Origin of the sequence: Novosphingobium sp. PP1Y (assembly GCF_000253255.1) — a bacterium.
In the GTDB taxonomy this organism is placed as follows: domain Bacteria; phylum Pseudomonadota; class Alphaproteobacteria; order Sphingomonadales; family Sphingomonadaceae; genus Novosphingobium.
Genome location: NC_015580.1, coordinates 735995 through 756324, shown reverse-complemented (window position 1 = coordinate 756324; position 20330 = coordinate 735995). Strand labels below are relative to the sequence as shown.

Below are 20330 nucleotides of genomic sequence, written 5' to 3'. Positions count from 1 at the left end.
TGCGAAGAAAATCATCGGTAACAACCGGGGGAAGCATTCTGATGCGGACCGATGTCGACAGTCTTCTCGAACGTAGCGGCAAGATTCCGGCCTGGCTCGACTTGCCGGACCCGAAGGGCTTTCGGCCCAAGCGCAAGTATCGCACCATCTGGATTTCCGACGTTCACCTGGGCACGCGCGGTTGCAATGCCGCGATGCTGGTGGACTTCCTGCGTTCGGTGGAATGCCAGACGCTCTATCTGGTCGGCGACATCGTCGACGGCTGGCGGCTGCGCAAGGGCTGGTACTGGCCCGATGCCCACAACGAAGTGATCCGCCGCATCCTCAAGATGGCGCACCGGGGCACCCGCGTCGTCTTCATTGCCGGCAACCACGACGAAATGCTGCGCGACTATGCCGGTCTGACCTTCGGCGGCGTCGAACTGGTGCTGGAAGCGGTGCACGAGACGCTCGACGGGCGCCGCCTGCTGGTGACCCACGGCGATGCCTTCGACGGCGTCGTGCTCTACCACAAGTGGCTCGCCTTCCTGGGTGACAAGGCATACGGCATGCTGCTGCGCGCCAACATCGCCTTCAACGCCGTGCGCCGGCGCCTGAAGATGCCGTACTGGTCGCTTTCCGCCTACATGAAGAAGAAGGTCAAGAACGCGGTCCAGTACGTGTGCAGCTACGAGGAAGCGGTGGCGAGCGAGGCGATCAACCGCGGCTTCGACGGCGTTGTCTGCGGCCATATCCACTGCGCCGAGATCCGCCAGTTCGGCGGCATCACCTATTACAACGACGGTGACTGGGTCGAAAGCTGCACGGCGCTGGCCGAGAGCCTCTCCGGCGAAATCGCGATCATCGACTGGATCGCGGAAACCGGCGGCCACGACCAGGCAGCCCCTGTAGCCACCCCTGCCGGGGCGGCTGCCCCCGCGGAAAGTACGGCCAGGGTCGGCGCGTGAGGCTGACGCTCGCGACCGACGCCTGGCTTCCGCAAGTCAACGGCGTCGTCCGCTCGCTCGCGGCGACGCTCGACGAGCTGCAGCGCCGGGGGCACGAAGTCGACCGGGTCACACCCGAACACTTCCTGACCCTGCCGATGCCCGGCTATGCCTCGATCCGGCTCGCCATGGCGCCGCGCTTCGGGGTGCGCCGGATGCTTGACCGGACCCGGCCCGACATCGTCCACATCGCGACCGAAGGCCCGATCGGCTGGGCCGCACGCGGCTGGTGCCTGTCGCGCGGGGTGCCGTTCACATCGGCGTTCCACACCCGCTTTCCCGAATATGCCGCAGTGCGCACCGGGATCAGCGCGGAACGCTTCTGGCCGATCATGCAGCGCTTCCATGCGCCGAGCCGCGCCGTACTCGTCTCCACCTGCAGCTTTGCCCGGGAGCTGGCATCGCGCGGCATCAGCCATACGCGGCGCTGGAGCCGCGGCATCGACCAGCAGCTATTCACACCCCAGGGCGCGCGCCATCCGGCCATGCGCGCCCTGCCCGGCCCGGTCCTGCTCAACGTCGGCCGCGTCGCGCCGGAAAAGAACCTGGAAGCCTTCCTCGATGCCGATGTGACGGGCAGCAAGGTCGTGGTCGGCGACGGTCCGGCGCTCGAAAGCCTGCGCCGGCGCTATCCGCATGTTCATTTCCTCGGCGCGCTTTCGGGCGAGGAACTGGCGAGCGCCTACCGCGCCGCCGACTGCTTCGTGTTTCCCAGCCTCACCGACACTTTCGGGCTCGTGGTGATCGAGGCGCTGGCCTGCAGCACACCGGTCGCGGCCTTTCCGGTTACCGGCCCTGTCGACATTCTCGGGCGCGACGGTTGCGGCGTGGAAGCCCGTCTGCCGCGCCCGGCGGGAGCCGTCGACGATTCGCTCGCCTGCGCGATCACCCGCGCCCTGACGGTCGGCCGCGAGGATGCGGCGCGGCTCGGTGAACTCTATTCGTGGGAACGCGCAACCGACCAGTTCCTGAGCGCTATCTCGACTGCGGCCGACGACGCCGAACGCGACCTGCTGTCGGCCGCCTGAGCAGCCGCGTCGAAGATTGAACAGAATAGGCACGCCACCTGCACGGGCGGCGACAAGCTCAGCCTGAGCCGGGTGTGAGTTGCAGCTGGGCGGGTTGCCCGCTTCGCCGTGAGCAAGAGAGCAAGAAGCCGGGGCCGCGCAATTCCAGCGCTGGCCCCTCGCCTCACCGGATCGGCGTCAGTTGACGTCCATCGCATAGCCCGCCGCGCGGACGGTGCGGATCGGGTCGGTCTCGCCGGGGCGGTTGATCGCCTTGCGCAGGCGGCGGATGTGAACGTCGACAGTACGTTCGTCGATGTCGGAATCCATGCCCCATACGCCGTCGAGGATCTGCTGGCGCGACACGACGCGATTGGGCCGCTCCATGAAGTAGCGCAGCAAGCGGAACTCGGTGGGACCGAGGTGCAGCGGCTCACCGCCACGGCGGACGCGGTGGGAGGTGGCATCGAGTTCGATGTCGCCCCACTGCAGCACGCTACCGGCCAGCGAAGGCCGCGAGCGACGCAGCAGCGCCTCGATCCGGGCCAGCAGTTCGCGCGGGCTGAACGGCTTGGTGACGTAGTCGTCGGCTCCGGTCTTGAGGCCGCGGATCATATCCTCTTCCTCGCCGCGCGCGGTCAGCATGAGGATCGGGATCTGCGCGGTTTCCTTGTCCTTGCGCAACTGGCGGCAGACTTCGATGCCCGGCACGTTCTCGATCATCCAGTCGAGCACGATGGCATCGGGCGCCTGTTCCTGCACAAGCAGGAGCGCTTCCTCGCCGTCGCCGGTGCTGCGCACCTCATAGCCTTCGGCGCTGAGGTTCCAGGTCAGCAGTTCGCAAAGCGCGCGGTCGTCTTCGACGACAAGGACATTCGGGTTCATTCGGGAGCCCCTGTGTCATCGGTCTGGCTGTCGCGCTCGGTGCAATATTCGCCGGTCGCGGCGTAGTAGACCATTTCGGCGACATTGGTCGCATGATCGCCGATGCGTTCCAGGTTGCGGGCGATGAAGAGCAGCTGCGTCGCCACGGTGATGGTCGAGGGGCTTTCCATCATGTGCGTCAACAGCGATCGGAACAACGTGTTGTAGAACTGGTCCAGCTTCTGGTCGCGGCGGATGACTTCGACTGCAAGCGCGGCATCGCGCGAGCCGTAGGCGTTGAGCACGTCGCGAACCATGCCCTCGGCGATCTCGGCCATCGCCGGTACGAGCGTGATCGGCTCGACCTTGTTGCGCCCGTCGAGCGCATTGACGCGCTTGGCGATGTTCTTGGCATAGTCGCCGATGCGCTCGATCACGCCGGAGATCTTGAGCGCGGCGATGACGTCGCGAAGATCGTCCGCCATCGGCGCGCGCAGGGCGATCGTGCGCACCGCGAGACGGTCCACTTCCGCCTCGAGCGCGTCGAGCTTGGCATCGGCGGCGACGACCTGCCCGGCGAGTTCCTCGTCGTGATTGGTCAGCGCCTGGATCGCATCGCGGATCGCCACTTCTGCCAGTCCGCCCATTTCGGCGACGAGGCCACGCAGCTGTCCGATCTCGGAGTCAAAGGCCTTAACGGTATGGTCAACCATGGCTATTTCCTTGTCAGCCGTAGCGGCCGGTAATGTAGTCCTTGGTCTTTTCCTCGCGCGGGTTGGTGAAGACCTGGTCGGTCTCACCATACTCCACAAGGTTGCCAAGGTGGAAGAAAGCGGTGCGCTGCGAAACGCGCGCGGCCTGCTGCATCGAGTGCGTCACGATGACGATCGCGTAGTTCTCCTTGAGCTCGTCGATGAGCTCCTCGATCTTCGCCGTCGCGATCGGGTCCAGCGCCGAGCACGGTTCGTCCATCAGGATCACCTCGGGGCTGACCGCGATGGCGCGCGCGATGCACAGGCGCTGCTGCTGGCCGCCCGAAAGCGCGGTGCCGGCATCGTGCAGGCGGTCCTTCACTTCGTCCCACAGGCCGGCCTTGGTCAGCGAACGCTCGATCACCACGTCCATGTCGGCCTTGTTCGAGGCGAGGCCATGGATGCGCGGGCCGTAGGCGATGTTCTCGTAGATCGACTTGGGGAACGGGTTCGGCTTCTGGAACACCATGCCGACGCGGGCGCGCAAGGCGACCGGATCCATCGACGCGGCGTAGATGTCCTCGCCGTCAAGCAGGATCTCGCCGGTCACGCGGGCATCGGCAATCGTGTCGTTCATGCGGTTCAGCGAACGCAGGAAGGTCGACTTGCCGCAGCCCGAAGGGCCGATGAATGCCGTGACGAGACCGTTGTCGATATCGATAGAGACGTTGTCGATGGCCTTCTTCTGACCATAGTAAACGTCGACGTTGCGGGCTGTAAGCTTGGTTTCGGTCATGTCCCTACCAGCGGACTTCGAACTTGTTTCGAAGGTAGATCGCAAGGCCGTTCATCGCCAGCAGGAAGACCAGCAGGACGATGATGGCGGCGGAAGTGTTCTGGACGAAGGCCTTGTCGATTTCGTCCGACCACAGGAAAATCTGCATCGGCAGCACGCTGGAAGGGTCGGTTACCCCACCCGGCGGCGTGGCGACGAAGGCGCGCATGCCGATCATCAGCAGCGGCGCGGTTTCACCCAGCGCGCGGGCCATGCCGATGATCGTGCCGGTCAGGATGCCCGGCAGGGCCAGCGGCAGCACGTGGTGGAACACGGTCTGCACCTTGCTTGCGCCGATCGCCAGCGCGGCATCGCGGATCGACGGGGGCACGGCCTTGATCGCGTTGCGGCCCGAGATGACGATGACCGGCATCGTCATCAGCGCGAGCGTCAGGCCGCCGACCAGCGGCGAGGAGCGCGGAAAGCCCAGCGTGTTGATGAACACGGCAAGGCCCAGCAGGCCGAAGATGATCGACGGCACCGCCGCCAGGTTGTTGATCGAGACTTCGACCCATTCCACCCAGCGCCGGTTCTTGGGCGCGAATTCCTCGAGATAGACGGCAGCAAGCACGCCCATCGGAAACGAGAGCAGCAAGGTGACCAGCATCGTCAGCAGCGACCCCTTGGTCGCGCCCCAGACGCCCGCGACATGGGCATTGGTGGAATCCGAACCGGACAGGAACTGCCAGTCGATGCCGCCAAGACCATTGCGCAGCATGATGAAGAGCAACAGCGCCAGGAAGGCGAGGCTCAGGGCGACGGCGCTGAAGCCGAGCCGCTTGAACCGGCGCTCGGCCGCGTGGCGCTTGGCCAGGCGCCGGGTAAACTCGGGCGATTGCCAGCCTGCGTCAGTCATATGCTTCCCGGAAACGCTTCACGACCCGAAGGGCGATGATGTTGAGGATCAGCGTGACGATGAACAGCACCAGGCCCAGCGCGAAGGCGGAAAGCGTCTTGGGGCTGTTGAATTCCTGGTCGCCCGTCAGCAGCTGGACGATCTGGTAGGTCACTGTCGTCATGGAATCGAACGGATTGACCGAAAGTCGCGCGGCGGCACCCGCGGCCATGACCACGATCATGGTTTCGCCGATGGCACGGCTGATCGCCAGCATCACGCCGGCAACGATGCCCGGCAGCGCGGCAGGCAGCAGCACCCTCTTGATCGTCTCCGACTTGGTGGCGCCCAGCGCGAGCGAACCGTCGCTCATGGCACGGGGAACCGCAGCCAGCGCATCGTCCGCCATCGAGGAGACGAAGGGAATGATCATCACGCCCATCACGAGGCCGGCGGCCAGCGCGCTCTCGGTCGAGGGATTGGCCATGCCCAGCGAGCCTGCGAAGTCGCGGATAATCGGTGCCACCGTCAGCGCGGCGAAGTAGCCATAGACGACGGTCGGAATGCCCGCGAGGATTTCAAGCACGGGCTTGAGGATCTTGCGAATGCGGCCCGAGGCGTACTGGGTCAGGTAGATCGCGCTCATCAGGCCGAGCGGGATGGCGACCAGCATGGCGATGACGGCGCCGATGTAGATCGTGCCCCAGAACAGCGGCACGGCGCCGAAATTGTCGTTAAGGTCAGTGCCGCCCGCATTGCCCGGCGCCCAGTGGGTACCGGTCAGGAAGGCGATGGGCGAGACGTCCTTGAAGAACAGCCCAGCCTCGAACACCAGCGAAGCGACGATGCCGAATGTCGTGAGGATCGCCATGAGCGAGGCGGCGAGCAGCAGCCCGAGAACCGCGCGCTCAACCTGCGTGCGCGCCTTGAAGCCGGCACGAATCTTGGTGAAGCCATAGCCGCCGCCGGCCAGCGCCGCGATGACGACAAGCAGGGCTCCGATCAGTCCGAAGCGCTGCTGGGCTGCGCGCATCGGCTCGGCCAGGGCGTTGGACAGCGGGTTGAAGGCGACGGCATCGGGATTGGCGGCGATGGCACGGGCATCGGCAAGGATTGCCGCACGGTTCATGTCGTCCGGCGGAAGCTGGGCCGCAGCCGGATCGGCCAGGACCGCGCTTTCGACCAGGCCCGGCATGATCGCCGACCACACGCCCCAGGCAAGCAGCGCCGGGACCACGATCCACAGCGCCATGTGCCAGCCATGGTAGCCGGGCATCGAATGCATCGATCCCCGGCCGGTATAGAGCAGCCTGGCCCTGGCCCGCGCGGCAAACCAGCCGACGAGGCCAAGGCCGAAAACGGCCAGCAGGACTGCAGTGAAGATCATATCTGGCCGTTTACACGCTTACTTGAGGACCGAGGGGTCGAGCGGAGTCATGTTGGCGATGACTTCGGCATTCTTGGCGCGCACGTCTTCCGGCGCGACAATCAGGCCCTTCGCCTTGAGGTCGCCATCGGGTCCCCAGTGCTTGGTCCACTCCTCGACGTAGCCCTTGAGGCCCTTGATCGGGGCGAGGTGCTGCTTCTTGACATAGATGTAGAGCGGACGGGCGCCGGGGTAGGAGAAGTTCGAGATCGTCTCGTAGGTCGGCTCGACATCGGACATCGGAATGCCCTTGATGGTGTCGGCGTTCTCTTCGAGGAACGAGTAGCCGAAGATGCCGATGGCCTTCGGGTTCTGCGAGATCTTCTGGACGATCAGGTTGTCGTTCTCGCCGGCATCGACGTAGGGACCGTCTTCACGGATGTCGTGGCAGGTCGCCTCGTACTTGTCCTTGTCGCTGTCCTTGAGCGCGGCCATTGCCGGATCGGTCTTGCAGCCGGCCTCAAGGATCAGTTCCTTGAGTGCGTCACGCGTGCCCGAGGTCGACGGCGGGCCGTAGACGAGGATCGGTTCGTCGGGGAGCGAAGGATTGACGTCCTTCCAGGTCTTGGCGGTGTTGGGCTTGCCGAACGGGTCGGCGGCCAGCGCCTTGTAGATGTCGGTCGGGGTGAGCTTCATGCCCGGGCCGTTCTTGGCTTCGGCGAAGGCAATGCCGTCGATGCCGACCTGGATTTCGACGATGTCGGTCACGCCGTTCTTCTGGCACATCTCGTACTCGGACTTCTTCATCCGGCGCGAGGCGTCCTCGATGTCGGGGTGCTGGGCGCCGACGCCGGCGCAGAACAGCTTCATGCCGGCACCGGTGCCGGTCGATTCGATGACGGGCGACTTTTCGCCGGTCGCCTTGGCGTAGGCTTCGGCCACTGCGGTAGCGAAAGGATAGACAGTCGACGAGCCGACGGCCTTGATCTGGTCACGCGCGCCGGAGCCCGCCCCACCCGAACCGCCGCAAGCGGTGAGAGCCATCGCAGAGACGGCGGCAACGAAGAACGTCTTGGTAGAATGCATGGCAATACCCCTTGGGCTTCAATTCTGGGACGCCCCTATTGGGGTACAATGACACTTCTATGACGATGAAGTGACATTGTACGATTGCCCCTCAAATTACGGAAAGAACATCCGTTTTCAACCGCGGACGACTGGGCCCGAAAATGAGCCAGCCCCCGACCGGCGAAGCGCGCCGACCGGGGGCAGGTCTAGGGGTAGTTACAATGCCTTGCAAGGGAAGCGCGGCCAGCAAAATCCTGGCGGCGCTTCCCTTGCTGCAGGTCAGAAGTCGATCTGCGCGCGCATGCCCATGCTGTCGGCGGTGTAGCTGTCATCACCGTCAGCGGTAATCGCTGCGTCGCGCAACCACAGGTGGCCGTAATTGGCCGTGAAGCGCAGATTGCTCGTCGCGGCCCAGACCAATGACACGCCCGCGGTATCCTGGCGACCACCGACGATGTCTGAATCGTTGAGATCGAGATGATCGAATCGCAGATTGACCTGAATGGCGCCGATACCGCCCTCGTCGATTCCCTTGGCAGGCCGCAGCCGATCGAATATTCCGCCCTTGTAAGGCGCCTTCTCACCCGTGAGGACATATCCGACTTCCGCGTAGCCGCCCTTGAAGGTCGGATTGCTGAGACCGGGACGCACCGCCGTGATCGCGTTGCCTTCGACGACCGCATGGAAGGGCCCGGTCATGTAGGCAGCCTCAACGCCGTAGCGACGCTCGCTGGTGGCCGTAATGGAGCCGGTATCGACCAGGCGTACGTCCGCCGTATGCAGGAACGGCCGCGTCCGATAGCGCGTGCTTGTAACCGAACCGGCGAGATCGTGATACTGGGCCGAGGCCCCCAGATGCAGCGTGCCGTTGCCCAGCTTGGGCATGAAGACCACGCGCCCGTTGAGGCTCCAGCTCTTGTCCGTATCCGCGCTCATGCTCGACATGTCGTCGGCAAACAGGCCTGCTTCGACCAGCACGTCCTTGGTCTTGTAGTTCGCGGCGATACCAACGCGGCGCTCAAAGCCGAAGGCCTGGCTGAAGCTGCTGCGCTCCATGAAGGTGGTGTTAAGGACGGCGGTCATGTCCTCGAGCCCGGTGAAGGGACGCTGGTTGCCCAGAACGAGCGTAAGGTTCCGATTCGCCTTGTAGCTGATGTAGGCGTCCGCCAGTGCCAGGCTGGAATTGGTCAGGTCGGCATCGAAGCGATAGCCGATACCGCCCGGCATCGTCCCTTCGAAGCCCAACCAGGCGCGGCGCACTTCCGTTGCAGTGCCGAGCGAGGCATTGGCGCCCTTCGAAAGCCCGCTCGGCGCGTCGGTTCCGCCGATGTCCACCTGGATTCGGCCACGGGGCTTGAAGCTCCAGCCCTTGTCGTCGCTGAACTTGGGTGCGCCTTTCCAGGCGACCTTGACAGGCGAGGCCTCTTCGGCGGATTTCCTGGCGGTGCTGGCGTCGGCCCTTGCGACTTGTGCCGACTGGCTTGCGGCCTCGGCTTTGGCATTGGCCTGTTCAAGTTCAGATTCGAGATTGTCGATACGCTGCGCCATGACTTCCATTTTGGCGCGCATGGCCTGCAGTTCTTCCAGAACGGCTGCCGACTTACTGACTTGCGCCGCAGCGGGAAGCGCCCACCCGGCAGACACGGCAACGGCCAGGGCCGAAATTGCCTGTAATTTTCTCACTGAACCTGTCCTTTTATTTCCACTATATTTCGTTCGGCGACCCGGAATTGATTTCCATGCAAAAACAACAATACGCTCTGCTTCAGGATTGGGACCAAACCACGATTTGAACCGATCGCTCCGACCGGCTGGTTCACGCGTTTAATTACAAATTGTGTCTGCCCGTTTTGGGAGAACTACGGGATTGCGCGGATGCCCGTCGTTAGGGGGGGCATACCCCCGGCCTCCGCCGTCAACATTTTGTTACATTGCAGTCATGTTTGTCACCAAAGTGTCACTGAAAGGTCATAGAGGCCGGTCCCCACTGGGCCGGGGAATGCCCGGGGGAACCATGCGGAGTTTGATGAGAATGAGCCGATTGCTGGCCACCACCGCCCTTGCAGCCGTTGTCGCTGCACTTCCTGCACCTGCGATGGCGCAGGATATCGGGGACGCCGAAGCGCAGTCCATGCGCGAAGAGATTCGCGCGCTGCGAGCTCGCCTGGAAGCGCTTGAGAGCCGTCTGGCCATTGGCGCGGACGGGACTGGCGCACAGGCATCGAACGATGCGAGCACTCCTGCGGCTACGTCACCGATTCAGGCAGCAACGCCGGTTGCGAGCGAGCAGCCTGTGGCCAAGCCCAGCACGAAGATCGCATGGAAGGGCAGCCCCCAGTTCACCGAGGGCGACAAGCAGTTCAAGGTCAAGGGCCGCATCCAGGCCGATGCCAACTACGTTTCCGCCCCCTCGAGCCTTGCCGACAAGGGGCTTGGCTTCTCGAACGAGGTGCGCCGCATCCGTCTGGGTGCGCAGGGCAAGCTGGGTGCAGGCTTCGGCTACAAGCTGGAGCTGGAACTCTCCGACAACTCAGTCGACCTGGTCGATACCTATCTCAGCTATTCCAAGGGACCCTGGCTGGTCACACTCGGCAACCAGAACAGCTTCCAGTCGCTCGACGAACTGACCGGCGACACCACCGGCAGCGTCATGGAGCGCGCGGCCTTCACCGATGCTTTCAACTTCGAACGCCGCCTGGGCCTGGCAGCGCAATATTCGCGCGGGCCGTGGCTGGCGCAGGCGGGTGTCTTCACCGACGACATCAACGCGCTTTCCAACAGCAGCGACGGAGCGAGCGGCGGCGATGAGAACAACTCCATCAGCTTCGATGGCCGCCTCGTCTTCGCGCCGAAGATCGGCGAGACGCAGCTGCACTTCGGCGGCTCGGCGCACTGGCGCAAGCTAAACCGCCTGGAAGACAGCACCACGCGCTATCGCCAGCGTCCGCTCGTCCACTCCACCAATACCCGCCTGATCGGCACTCCGGCGATGAACCTGTCGGATGAAACCCACTATGGCCTCGAACTGGCGGCGATCTCGGGCCGCTGGCACGGCGTGGGCGAAGTCCACGTCCAGCGCGCCAACCGCATCGGCCAGCCCGACGTGACGTTCCGCGGCGCCTATGCCGAAGTCGGCTACTTCATCACTTCGGGCGACAGCCGGGGATACAAGGACGGCGTATTCACGTCATCTGCACCGGCCCACCCGCTGGGTGAGGACGGCATCGGCTCGATCCAGGTCAACCTGCGCTACGACTGGCTCGACCTCAACAGCCGCGACATCCGGGGCGGAACGCAGAACGGCTACATCGTCGGCCTGATCTGGTCGCCGATCCAGAACCTGCGCTTCAACGTGAACTATGCGCTGCTCGACTACAGCGGTGCGACGGCCCTGCCCTCGGGCGACCGGGACTACAACGCGCAGGTCATCGGCACCCGCTTCGAACTGGACTTCTGATGATTACCGCGGCGGTGGGGCAAGCATCTCCATCGCCGCGGTGCCAGATTTACTCCGCCGGCTGTTCCTCTCGCAAGGGAAGCATCATCGAGGCAGTCGTCCCGGTTCCCGGGCGGCTGTCGATGTCGAAGCGGCCGCGGTGGCGCTCGACGATGTGCTTGACGATCGAGAGGCCCAGCCCGGTGCCGCCGACCGCCCGGCTGCGGCTGGTGTCGGCGCGATAGAAACGCTCGGTCACGCGGGGCAGATGCTCGGGCGCGATGCCCTCGCCCTCGTCACGCACGGTAAGCAATACCCAGCCGGTGCTCGCCGCCTCGATCGAGACCTCGACCGGACCGCCGGCCTTGCCGTATTTCAGCGCATTGTCGATGAGATTGCGCAAGACTTGCCCGATCTGCCCGCGATCGCCGGCAATGACCGCCTTTTCGCAGTTCGCCTTGACCGTGACCGTCGCGCTGGTGCGGAATTCGCCCCCGATCTCGTTTGAGAGCGCAACCATGTCGACACGGTCGGCGGGCACTTCGTGCTTCACCGCCTCGATCCGGGAAAGCGACATGAGATCGGAGATCAGCGACTGCATGCGCTGCGCCTCGTGCCGGATCGTGTCGAGGAAGCGCAGGCGCACGCTTTCATCGCCGCCCGCCTTGGGATTCATCAGCGTCTCGACGTAGCCCAGCACATTGGCGAGCGGCGTGCGCAGTTCGTGGCTGGCATTGGCGACGAAATCGGCATGGGACTTGGCGACGCTGACCCGCTCGGACAGGTCGTAAAGACTGACCAGCCGCTCGTTCGAGGCCAGCACCCGGCAATCGACCTGCCAGACGCTGCCCCCCGTCGAAAGCCCGGAAACCTGCGCGGTACCGCCCTTTTCGCTGAGGATCGCCGCAACCGCCTTGGGGTCCCGAATGGCAATGCGCACGTCCTGCCCGACGATGTGCACGCCCAGCAGCGCCTTGGCCGCGGAATTGGCGAAGCGGACCTGCCCTCTCGCCACGACCATGGCCGGGGTCTGCAGATGTTCCAGAAGGCCGACACCCTCCACCGTCATGAACGCACTCTCCTTGCTCCATCCCCGATCGTCGGGCCAGCCAGGGTAGAAAACCCGCAAGACAGTGATATGGCAGCTCTTGCCGCTTGGAAACGGTACCGCAGCAAAGCATAGACAGCTTTTGTCGCGAACCGGCCAATTCGGAGACCTGTCCGCGAAGCGAGGTGGGAATTCGTATGCCGATAACCTAGCGCTCGCAGGGCACTATTGATATGCTGCAAATGCGAGGGGCAATTCGCCCGCCAGTTCCCATGCGCGTCCGACCCGGCGCACCTTGTCCATGATGGAAGCGTACACGTGACGAAATTCACTTCCGATCGCCTGCTGCTATTCGGTGCCACCGGCGATCTATCGCGCAGGATGCTGCTGCCGTCATTGTGTGCGCTCGATGCCGAAGGGCTGCTCGATCCAAGTATCGAGATCGTCGCCACCGCGCGTTCTGACATGGACGACCAGTCGTTCCGCAACTTCGCGCGCCAGTCGCTGGAGCAGTTCCTGCCGGCCAACCGCCGCGGCGGCCTGGCGACGTTCCTCAACCGGTTGAGCTACCAGGCGCTCGACGCCAACGAGTTGGAAGGCTTCAAGGCGCTGGCCGAAAAGGTGGGCAAGCCGGAGGAAGGCCTGTCGATCTTCCTGTCGACCGCGCCCAGCCTGTTCGAGCCGACGATCCGCGGCCTGCAGAGCAGCGGCCTGGCCGGGCCCAATGTGCGCATCGGCCTGGAAAAACCGCTCGGCATCGACCTCGCATCGAGCCGCGTCATCAACGATGCCGTCGCCTCGGCCTTTCCTGAGGAGCGGATCTACCGGATCGACCATTACCTGGGCAAGGAAACGGTCCAGAACCTGCTGGCGCTGCGCTTTGCCAACCTGATGTTCGAGCCGCTGTGGAATGCGGCGCACATCGATCACGTGCAGATCACCGTCGCCGAAACGGTCGGCCTGGAATCGCGCGTCGGCTACTACGACGATTCCGGCGCGCTGCGCGACATGGTGCAGAACCATATCCTCCAGCTCCTCGCGCTCGTCGCGATGGAACCGCCGGTTTCCTACGATGCCACCAACGTGCGCGACGAGAAGGTCAAGGTCCTGCGCAGCCTGCGCAAGGTCAACGTCAGCGAGACGGTCACCGGCCAGTACCGCGCCGGCGCGATCTCGGGCGGGGCCGTGCCCGGCTACGACGAGGAACTCGGCAAAGATTCGAACACCGAAACTTTCGTCGCGATCAAGGCGCACATCGACAACTGGCGCTGGCAGGGCGTGCCCTTCTACTTGCGCACCGGCAAGCGGCTGCCGCGCCGCACGACCGAGATCGTCGTCCAGTTCCGCAACGTGCCGCACTCGATCTTCTCGGGCCGCGGCGCCAAGACGGTGCCCAACCGCCTCGTCATCGGTATCCAGCCCGAAGAGAACATCACCCTCTCGCTGATGGCGAAGATCCCCGGTCTCGACCGCGAAGGCATCGGCCTGCGCAGCGTGCCGCTGGCGATCACCATGCCCGACGCCTTTGCCGGCCCGCAGCGGCGCATCGCCTACGAACGCCTGCTGCTCGACCTGATCGAGGGCGACCAGACGCTGTTCGTGCGCCGCGACGAAGTCGAGGCGCAGTGGGACTGGATCGATGCGATCCGCGCCGGCTGGGACGAGCAGGCGCTTGAACCCAAGACTTACACGGCCGGCAGTTGGGGGCCCTCGGCCGCCATCGCCCTGGCCGAACGCGACGGCGTTACCTGGCACGAATAATTCTAGGCGGTCGCAGGGCCGTAAAAGGCCGAAGCTCTCAGGGGGAGAGGAGCGAGGCCGGAAAGCAGGAGTGACATAATGACTGATCTCGCCCCGGCAGTGGCTCGGGTTACCGACCGCATCATCGAGCGCTCGAAGGACAGCCGCGCCCGATATCTCGATCTCGTCGCGCGCGAGGCCGACCGGCACTCGGACCGCAGCTTCCTTTCATGCTCGAACCTGGCCCACGGATTTGCCGCGGCCGGCGAGGACAAGTCCGCCATCGCCACCGGCAGCGCCAACAACCTGGCGATCGTCACCGCCTACAACGACATGCTTTCTGCCCACCAGCCCTATGGCCGCTATCCCGAGCAGATGAAGCTGTGGGCCCGCGAAGTGGGGGCGACGGCGCAAGTCGCCGGCGGCGTGCCCGCCATGTGCGACGGCGTCACCCAGGGCTTCGACGGCATGGAACTTTCGCTGTTCAGCCGCGATACCATTGCCATGTCGACCGGCATCGCAATGAGCCACGCCATGTTCGACGGCATGGCCCTGCTCGGCATTTGCGACAAGATCGTGCCCGGCCTGATGATCGGCGCGCTGCGCTTCGGCCACCTGCCCGCCGTCTTCGTGCCGTCGGGCCCCATGCCCAGCGGCATCTCCAACAAGGAGAAGCAGAAGACCCGCCAGCTCTACGCCGAAGGCAAGGCCACGCGCGAGGACCTGCTCGCCAGCGAGAGCGCCAGCTACCATTCGGCCGGCACCTGCACCTTCTATGGCACTGCCAACTCCAACCAGATGATGATGGAGATGATGGGCCTGCACATGCCGGGCGCCGCCTTCGTCCCGCCCAATACGCCGCTGCGCCAGGCGCTGACCCGCGCCGCCGTCCACCGCCTCGCCGGAATGGGCCGCAAGAGCGAAGACTACCGCCCGATGGCGCAGGTCGTGAACGAGAAGGCCATCGTCAACGCCTGTGTCGGCCTGCTGGCGACCGGCGGTTCCACCAACCACGCCATCCACCTGCCCGCGATGGCCCGCGCGGCTGGCATCATCCTCGACTGGGACGACCTGTCGGAGCTGTCCGCTGCCGTGCCGCTGATCACCCGCGTCTATCCCAACGGCTCGGGCGACGTGAACCACTTCCACGCGGCCGGCGGCATGGCCTGGGTCGTGCGCGAACTGCTCGACGCGGGGCTTGCCCACGAGGACGTGCTGACCGTCTCGCCGGGCGGCATGCGCGACTATGCGCAGGAACCGGTGCTGATGGACGAGGCCCTTGCCTGGACTTCCGCTCCCGCGAAAAGCGGCGACGACACCATGTTGCGCCCGGTTTCCGAACCGTTCCAGCCGGACGGCGGCATGCGCCTCGTCTCCGGCAATCTCGGCCGCGCCACGTTCAAGACCTCGGCGGTCGACAAGGAGCGCTGGACGATCGAGGCCCCCTGCCGCGTGTTCGAAACGCAGGAAGCCGTGGCCCAGGCGTTCAAGAACGGCGAACTCGACAAGGACGTCGTCGTCGTCGTGCGCTTCCAGGGACCGCGCGCCAACGGCATGCCCGAACTGCACAAGCTGACCCCGCCGCTCGGCGTGCTGCAGGACCGCGGCCACAAGGTTGCACTGGTCACGGACGGGCGCATGTCCGGCGCATCGGGCAAGGTTCCCGCCGCGATCCACGTCACTCCCGAAGCGCTGGGCGGCGGACCGCTCTCGCTGCTGCGCGATGGCGACGTGGTGCGCCTTTCGGCCGAGGACGGCACTCTCGAGACGACCGCCGACCTCTCCGCACGCCAGCCCGCCCCGGCACCCGCCGCGGAAATGGGCATGGGCCGTGAACTCTTCGCCATGTTCCGCATGAGCGCGGGCGGCGCCGAACAGGGCGGATCGGCCATGCTCGAAGTGGCAGGTCTGTGACGGTGGCTGCCGGGATGGAACTCGTCACTGTCGATATCGGCGGCACCCACGCCCGCTTCGCCATTGCCAGCGTGGACGCAGGCGGCGCGATTACGCTGGGTGATCCGGCGACTCTGCACACCAAGGATCACGCCAGCTTCCAGCTTGCCTGGCAGGCCTTTCGCGAAATGAACGGCGGCACCCTGCCCGATGCCGTGGCGATGTCGGTGGCCGGTCCGGTTGGCGGCGAAGTGATCCACTTCACCAACAACCCGTGGATCATCCGCCCTGCCCTCATCGAGGAAAAGCTGGGCGCGACGCGGCACACCATCGTCAATGACTTCGCTGCCGTGGCCCATGCGGTGGCCTGCGCCGCCGAGGACGATTTCCTCGACCTGGCAGGCCCCGAAAACACGCCGCTGCCCGCGTCGGGCACGGTGAGCGTACTCGGCCCGGGCACGGGCCTTGGCGTCGCCCATCTCTGGCGCGACGGAAAGGGCACCTATCACGTCCAGGCGACCGAAGGCGGCCACATCGACTTTGCCCCGCTCGACCAGATCGAGGACGCCGTCCTCGCCCGGTTGCGCAAGCGCCACAACCGCGTCTCGGTGGAACGTGTCGTCTCCGGCCCCGCCATCGTCGACATCTACCAGACGCTCGCCGCCCTCGAAGGGCGCGCCATCCATGAACTGAGCGATGTCGAGATCTGGACCGCCGGTACGTCCGGCGAGGACAGCCTCGCCGCCGCCGCCGTGGACCGCTTCTGCCTCTCGCTGGGCGCCGCGGCGGGCGACTATGCCCTTGCCCAGGGTGCCAGCGGCGTCGTGATCGCCGGCGGGCTGGGCTACCGGATCCGCGAAACCATTCTCAAGTCAGGCTTTTCCGACCGTTTCTGCGCCAAGGGCCGCTTCGCCGGCATGATGGCAAAACTGCCGGTCAAGCTGATCACCCATCCGCAGCCCGGCCTGTTCGGCGCGGCTGCCGCCTTCGTCAGGGAGCATACTGCATGAGCAACCTTTCCGCATCGGTCGAAAAGGTCATGCGCCTCGCACCGGTGATCCCGGTGCTGGTCATCGAAGATATCGAACACGCCCTGCCCGTGGCCGAGGCGCTTGTCGCCGGTGGACTCCCCGCGCTGGAAGTGACGCTGCGCACCGATTGCGCGATCGAGGCGATCAAGGTCATGAAGCAGGTACCCGGCGCCGTCGTCGGTGCCGGCACCGTACTCAACCCCGACGATCTCGACAGGGCGCTGGATGCCGGCGCCGAATTCATCGTCTCGCCCGGCCTCACCCCGCGCCTGGGCGAAGCTGCAATCAAGCGCGAGATCCCGTTCCTGCCCGGTACGGCCAATGCCAGCGACGTCATGCTTGCGCTCGACATGGGCTTCGACCGGCTCAAGTTCTTCCCAGCCATGGCTGCCGGCGGACCGCCCGCCCTCAAGGCGATCTCCGCCCCGCTGGCGCAGGCGAAGTTCTGTCCCACCGGCGGCGTCACTCCGGCCAATGCGCCGGAATGGCTCGCTCTCGATGCCGTAATCTGTGTTGGAGGTAGCTGGATGGTACCCAAGGGCAAGCCCGATCCGAAGAAGATCGAAGCCGACGCAAGAACCGCAGCCGGGCTTGCACGATGAGCGGGGCGGCGTTGAACACGGTCGAGGACCTCAACGCCCGCCTGCGGGAGCTGCACCCCCTGACGGCGCAGACCCCGCTTTACAATCCGGTGTTCCAGCTCGGGCTTGAGCTTTCGCGCAAGCTCGAGAACGGCGAAATGTCGCTCGATGACATCGAGCGGCTGGTCGCCGAAATGGAATGCGAGGGCCTGCGGGCCCGCGCCGCCCGGCTCGACCGCCTCGTCAAACCGGTCCCCGTCGCGCAGAACGACGTGCGGATCGACGAAATCGCGAACGAGGAAGAGTTTACCGAGTTCGCCGCCCGCTGGCAGCGTCCTGCCGCACATGTCGTCTTCACCGCGCATCCCACGTTCCTGCTCACCGCAGGACAGACCGAAGCGGTGACGCATTCGGCATCCAACGGCGATTTCAGCGAAGCCTCGGTTTGCGCCGCTTCGCCCGAACGCGACACGATCACGCTCGACTACGAACACGACAAGGCGATGGCCGCGCTCGCTCGTGGCCAGAAGGCCCGCGACCGGATCAGTGCCCGCCTGTTCGATATCGCCGCCACCCGCTGGCCCAAGCGCTGGAAGAGCCTGCAGCCGATGCCGGTGCGCTTCGCCACCTGGGTCGGCTACGACATGGACGGGCGCACCGACATCTCGTGGTCCACTTCGATCCGTTATCGCCTCGAGGAAAAGGCGATGCGGCTGGCCGCCTATGCGCAGGACCTCATGTCCACCGAGCCCGCCATTGCCGAGCGGCTCGAGCGCGCGGGCAAGCTCGCCGCGGACATGGCCGCGCGCTTTGCCGAAGACCTGTCCCAGCCCGAAGCGCTCTCGGCTGCGGCCAATGCGCTGACCGCCGAACATCCCGACAAGCTGGTCAGCCTTGAAGGTGTGATCGCCGAGCTGGAAGAGGAAGCGCGCCACGCCGATCAAGACGTCGCGCGCCAGTTGCTCGTGGTGGCCGCAGCGATGCGCTCCGATGGCCTGGGCATGGGCTGGATCCACTTCCGGGTGAACTCCTCGCAGCTTCAGAACGCGATCCGCCGCCGCATCGATCCGGACGGCAAGCTCAGCCTCGCCAGCCAGGCGGCGCTGGTCCGCATGCGCGAACTGCTGGCCGAGGTTAAGCCGCTGCGTTCCAACTTCGCGGCGCTGGCGATCGAGAACAGCACGGCGGTGCGCCAGTTCCTGGCGATGGCGCAGATCCTGCAGCACATCGATTCCGATACTCCGATCCGCATGCTCGTGGCCGAGTGCGAACAGCCGACTACGGTGCTGGCCGCCCTCTACTTCGCGCGCATGTTCGGGATCGACGACAAAGTCGATGTCTCGCCCCTGTTCGAGACGGAGAGCGCGCTGGAACACGGCGGCCGATTCCTCGACGCAGTGCTGTCAGAACCGGCTTACCGCGAATATGCCCGCAAGCGCGGGCGCGTCTCGATCCAGACCGGCTTCTCCGACGCGGGCCGCTTCGTCGGCCAGATTCCCGCCGCACTCGCCATCGAGCGCCTGCAGGGCCGCCTTGCCGAAGCCATGGCCGCGAACGCGATGACCGACGTTGCCGCGCTGATCTTCAACACCGGCGGCGAATCCATGGGCCGCGGCGCCCATCCTTCCAGCATCGAGGACCGCTTCGACTGGCAGATGTCGCCCTGGGCCCGCCGCCGCTTCCTGCGCGCCGGGATCAGGCTGGAGCCCGAAGTCTCGTTCCAGGGCGGCGACGGCTATCTCTGGTTCGGATCGGACGAACTGGCCCTGGCGACGCTGACCCGCATGGCCGAACGGCCGCTGTGGGGTGCGGATACCAATTCGCCGACCGACGTGTTCTATCGCCGTACCGACCTCAGCCTCGACTTCTACCGGGCGATCCGCGGCGTCCAGCACGAACACCTGGAAAGCCACACTTACTCGCGCGCGATCACCGCCTTCGGCCTGGGCCTGCTCAACGATACCGGCAGCCGCAAGTCGCGCCGACAGTCGGATCTTTCCGGCGACCGGACCATGAGCCTGCGCCAGATCCGCGCGATCCCGCACAATGCGATCCTCCAGCAGCTTGGCTATCCGGTGAACGTGATCGCCGGGATCGGCACGGCGGCCGATGGCAACATCGAGGAAATCGCCAGCCTGCTCATCGAAAGCGAGCGCGGGCGCCAGCTCATCCGACTCGCCCGCGCGGCCAATGCGCTGGGTTCGATCAAGACCGTGGCCGCCTATGGCGAGCTGTTCAACTCGGCCTACTGGGCCAGCCGCCCCTATCGCGGCGACGAGCAGCACATCTCCGATGCCTGCCTCAAGATCGGCGAGTACCTGACCAAGGACGACCGGACCGGCGTGTTCCGCCGCCTCGCCTCGCGCCTGCGGGTCGATGCGATGAAGCTGCACCGCCTGCTCGACCAGATCCCGGACGAATCGCCGCTGCCCGACCGCGAGCATACCCGCCGCAGCCTCGGCGTTCTGCAATCGCTGCGGATCGCGCTGTTCAAGCACATGTTCCTGCGCGCGGTCATGGTTCCGGCCTTCAGCCGCGCCAATGACATCAGCCGCGAGGACGTGCTGGAGATGTTCTTCTCGCTGCGCGTCGACGATGGTCTGTCGCAGCTGCGCCGGGCGTTCCCGATCAGCTTCCCGTCGATCAACGACTTCAGCGTCGACCTGCCGAGCGATTATCCGGACTCGAGCGCGTCGGGCTATTCGCAGATCCACCGCGACTACATCGATCCCATCGCCCGGTCCTATGCCCTGAGCCTGCGGATCACCACCGCCATCGCCAACGAATTCGGCGCTCACGGCTGACATCCGGCACGGCGGCCCGGGCGGAACGGTCTTCCACCCGGCGCTGCCGCACGGATCTTGCAAAACATCCTCGAAAAAAGTCGGTTTCCAGCCATTTGCGCGAAGTTTCGCGCGGTGGTGGACTTCGCCCTGCGCGTTACATAT

Annotated in this window: 16 protein-coding genes; 8 read left to right on the top strand and 8 right to left on the bottom strand. The window is 65.3% G+C overall.

The window, feature by feature from the left end; genetic code table 11:
* The first annotated feature begins 41 nt into the window (after window positions 1–41).
* Together PP1Y_RS09685 and PP1Y_RS09680 are read left to right on the top strand one after the other, a co-directional pair.
* Window positions 42–947 carry a UDP-2,3-diacylglucosamine diphosphatase gene (locus tag PP1Y_RS09685; protein WP_013832071.1) on the top strand — a complete coding sequence of 302 codons (906 nt, stop codon included), beginning with the start codon at window positions 42–44 and terminating at the stop codon, window positions 945–947.
* Complete coding sequence (locus tag PP1Y_RS09680; RefSeq protein ID WP_013832070.1) at window positions 944–2014, top strand: glycosyltransferase family 1 protein; 1071 nt, start codon at window positions 944–946, stop codon at window positions 2012–2014. Before PP1Y_RS09685 ends, PP1Y_RS09680 begins: the two co-directional genes overlap by 4 nt.
* Before the next feature lie 177 nt (window positions 2015–2191).
* Here PP1Y_RS09680 and phoB read toward each other — a convergent pair whose 3' ends face one another.
* The 7 genes from phoB to PP1Y_RS09645 form a co-directional block, all read right to left on the bottom strand.
* The gene (gene phoB, locus PP1Y_RS09675) at window positions 2192–2878 is read right to left on the bottom strand and encodes a phosphate regulon transcriptional regulator PhoB (protein WP_007012104.1); all 687 of its coding nucleotides are present in this window, start codon (window positions 2876–2878) and stop codon (window positions 2192–2194) included.
* Complete coding sequence (gene phoU / locus PP1Y_RS09670) at window positions 2875–3570, bottom strand: phosphate signaling complex protein PhoU (protein WP_007012105.1); 696 nt, start codon at window positions 3568–3570, stop codon at window positions 2875–2877. Before phoU ends, phoB begins: the two co-directional genes overlap by 4 nt.
* Before the next feature lie 13 nt (window positions 3571–3583).
* Complete coding sequence (gene pstB, locus PP1Y_RS09665; RefSeq protein WP_007012106.1) at window positions 3584–4345, bottom strand: phosphate ABC transporter ATP-binding protein PstB; 762 nt, start codon at window positions 4343–4345, stop codon at window positions 3584–3586.
* A 4-nt stretch (window positions 4346–4349) separates the two neighbouring features.
* Window positions 4350–5240 (bottom strand): phosphate ABC transporter permease PstA, encoded by an 891-nt coding sequence (pstA, locus tag PP1Y_RS09660; protein ID WP_041558732.1) that lies wholly within the window; start codon window positions 5238–5240, stop codon window positions 4350–4352.
* Window positions 5233–6606, bottom strand: a complete 1374-nt coding sequence (gene pstC, locus PP1Y_RS09655) for a phosphate ABC transporter permease subunit PstC (protein WP_013832068.1) — start codon at window positions 6604–6606, stop codon at window positions 5233–5235. Before pstC ends, pstA begins: the two co-directional genes overlap by 8 nt.
* 18 nt (window positions 6607–6624) lie before the next feature.
* A complete protein-coding gene (locus PP1Y_RS09650; protein WP_013832067.1) occupies window positions 6625–7671 on the bottom strand; it encodes a substrate-binding domain-containing protein in 1047 nt (348 codons plus the stop codon).
* A gap of 261 nt (window positions 7672–7932) precedes the next feature.
* Entirely contained in the window at window positions 7933–9336 is a 1404-nt protein-coding gene (locus tag PP1Y_RS09645; RefSeq protein WP_013832066.1) for a porin, read from the bottom strand.
* Between the two features lie 349 nt (window positions 9337–9685).
* Here PP1Y_RS09645 and PP1Y_RS09640 point away from each other — a divergent pair, with 349 nt between their 5' ends.
* Window positions 9686–11110: an OprO/OprP family phosphate-selective porin gene (locus PP1Y_RS09640; RefSeq protein WP_065762408.1), complete on the top strand. Its 1425-nt coding sequence runs from the start codon at window positions 9686–9688 to the stop codon at window positions 11108–11110.
* A 49-nt stretch (window positions 11111–11159) separates the two neighbouring features.
* Here the strand turns inward: PP1Y_RS09640 and PP1Y_RS09635 are convergent, their stop codons facing one another.
* Entirely contained in the window at window positions 11160–12158 is a 999-nt protein-coding gene (locus tag PP1Y_RS09635) for a cell wall metabolism sensor histidine kinase WalK (RefSeq protein ID WP_013832064.1), read from the bottom strand.
* Window positions 12159–12455: 297 nt separating this feature from the next.
* Between PP1Y_RS09635 and zwf the strand changes: the two genes are divergently transcribed.
* The 5 genes from zwf (at window position 12456) to PP1Y_RS09610 (ending at window position 20186) form a co-directional block, all read left to right on the top strand.
* Entirely contained in the window at window positions 12456–13898 is a 1443-nt protein-coding gene (zwf, locus tag PP1Y_RS09630) for a glucose-6-phosphate dehydrogenase (RefSeq protein ID WP_013832063.1), read from the top strand.
* A 78-nt stretch (window positions 13899–13976) separates the two neighbouring features.
* A complete protein-coding gene (gene edd, locus PP1Y_RS09625) occupies window positions 13977–15791 on the top strand; it encodes a phosphogluconate dehydratase (RefSeq protein WP_013832062.1) in 1815 nt (604 codons plus the stop codon).
* Between the two features lie 14 nt (window positions 15792–15805).
* Complete coding sequence (locus PP1Y_RS09620) at window positions 15806–16780, top strand: glucokinase (protein ID WP_013832061.1); 975 nt, start codon at window positions 15806–15808, stop codon at window positions 16778–16780.
* Window positions 16777–17403 (top strand): bifunctional 4-hydroxy-2-oxoglutarate aldolase/2-dehydro-3-deoxy-phosphogluconate aldolase, encoded by a 627-nt coding sequence (gene eda, locus PP1Y_RS09615; RefSeq protein ID WP_013832060.1) that lies wholly within the window; start codon window positions 16777–16779, stop codon window positions 17401–17403. The genes PP1Y_RS09620 and eda overlap by 4 nt, the downstream gene beginning before the upstream one ends.
* Window positions 17400–20186: a phosphoenolpyruvate carboxylase gene (locus PP1Y_RS09610; protein ID WP_013832059.1), complete on the top strand. Its 2787-nt coding sequence runs from the start codon at window positions 17400–17402 to the stop codon at window positions 20184–20186. Before eda ends, PP1Y_RS09610 begins: the two co-directional genes overlap by 4 nt.
* Window positions 20187–20330 lie beyond the last annotated feature (144 nt).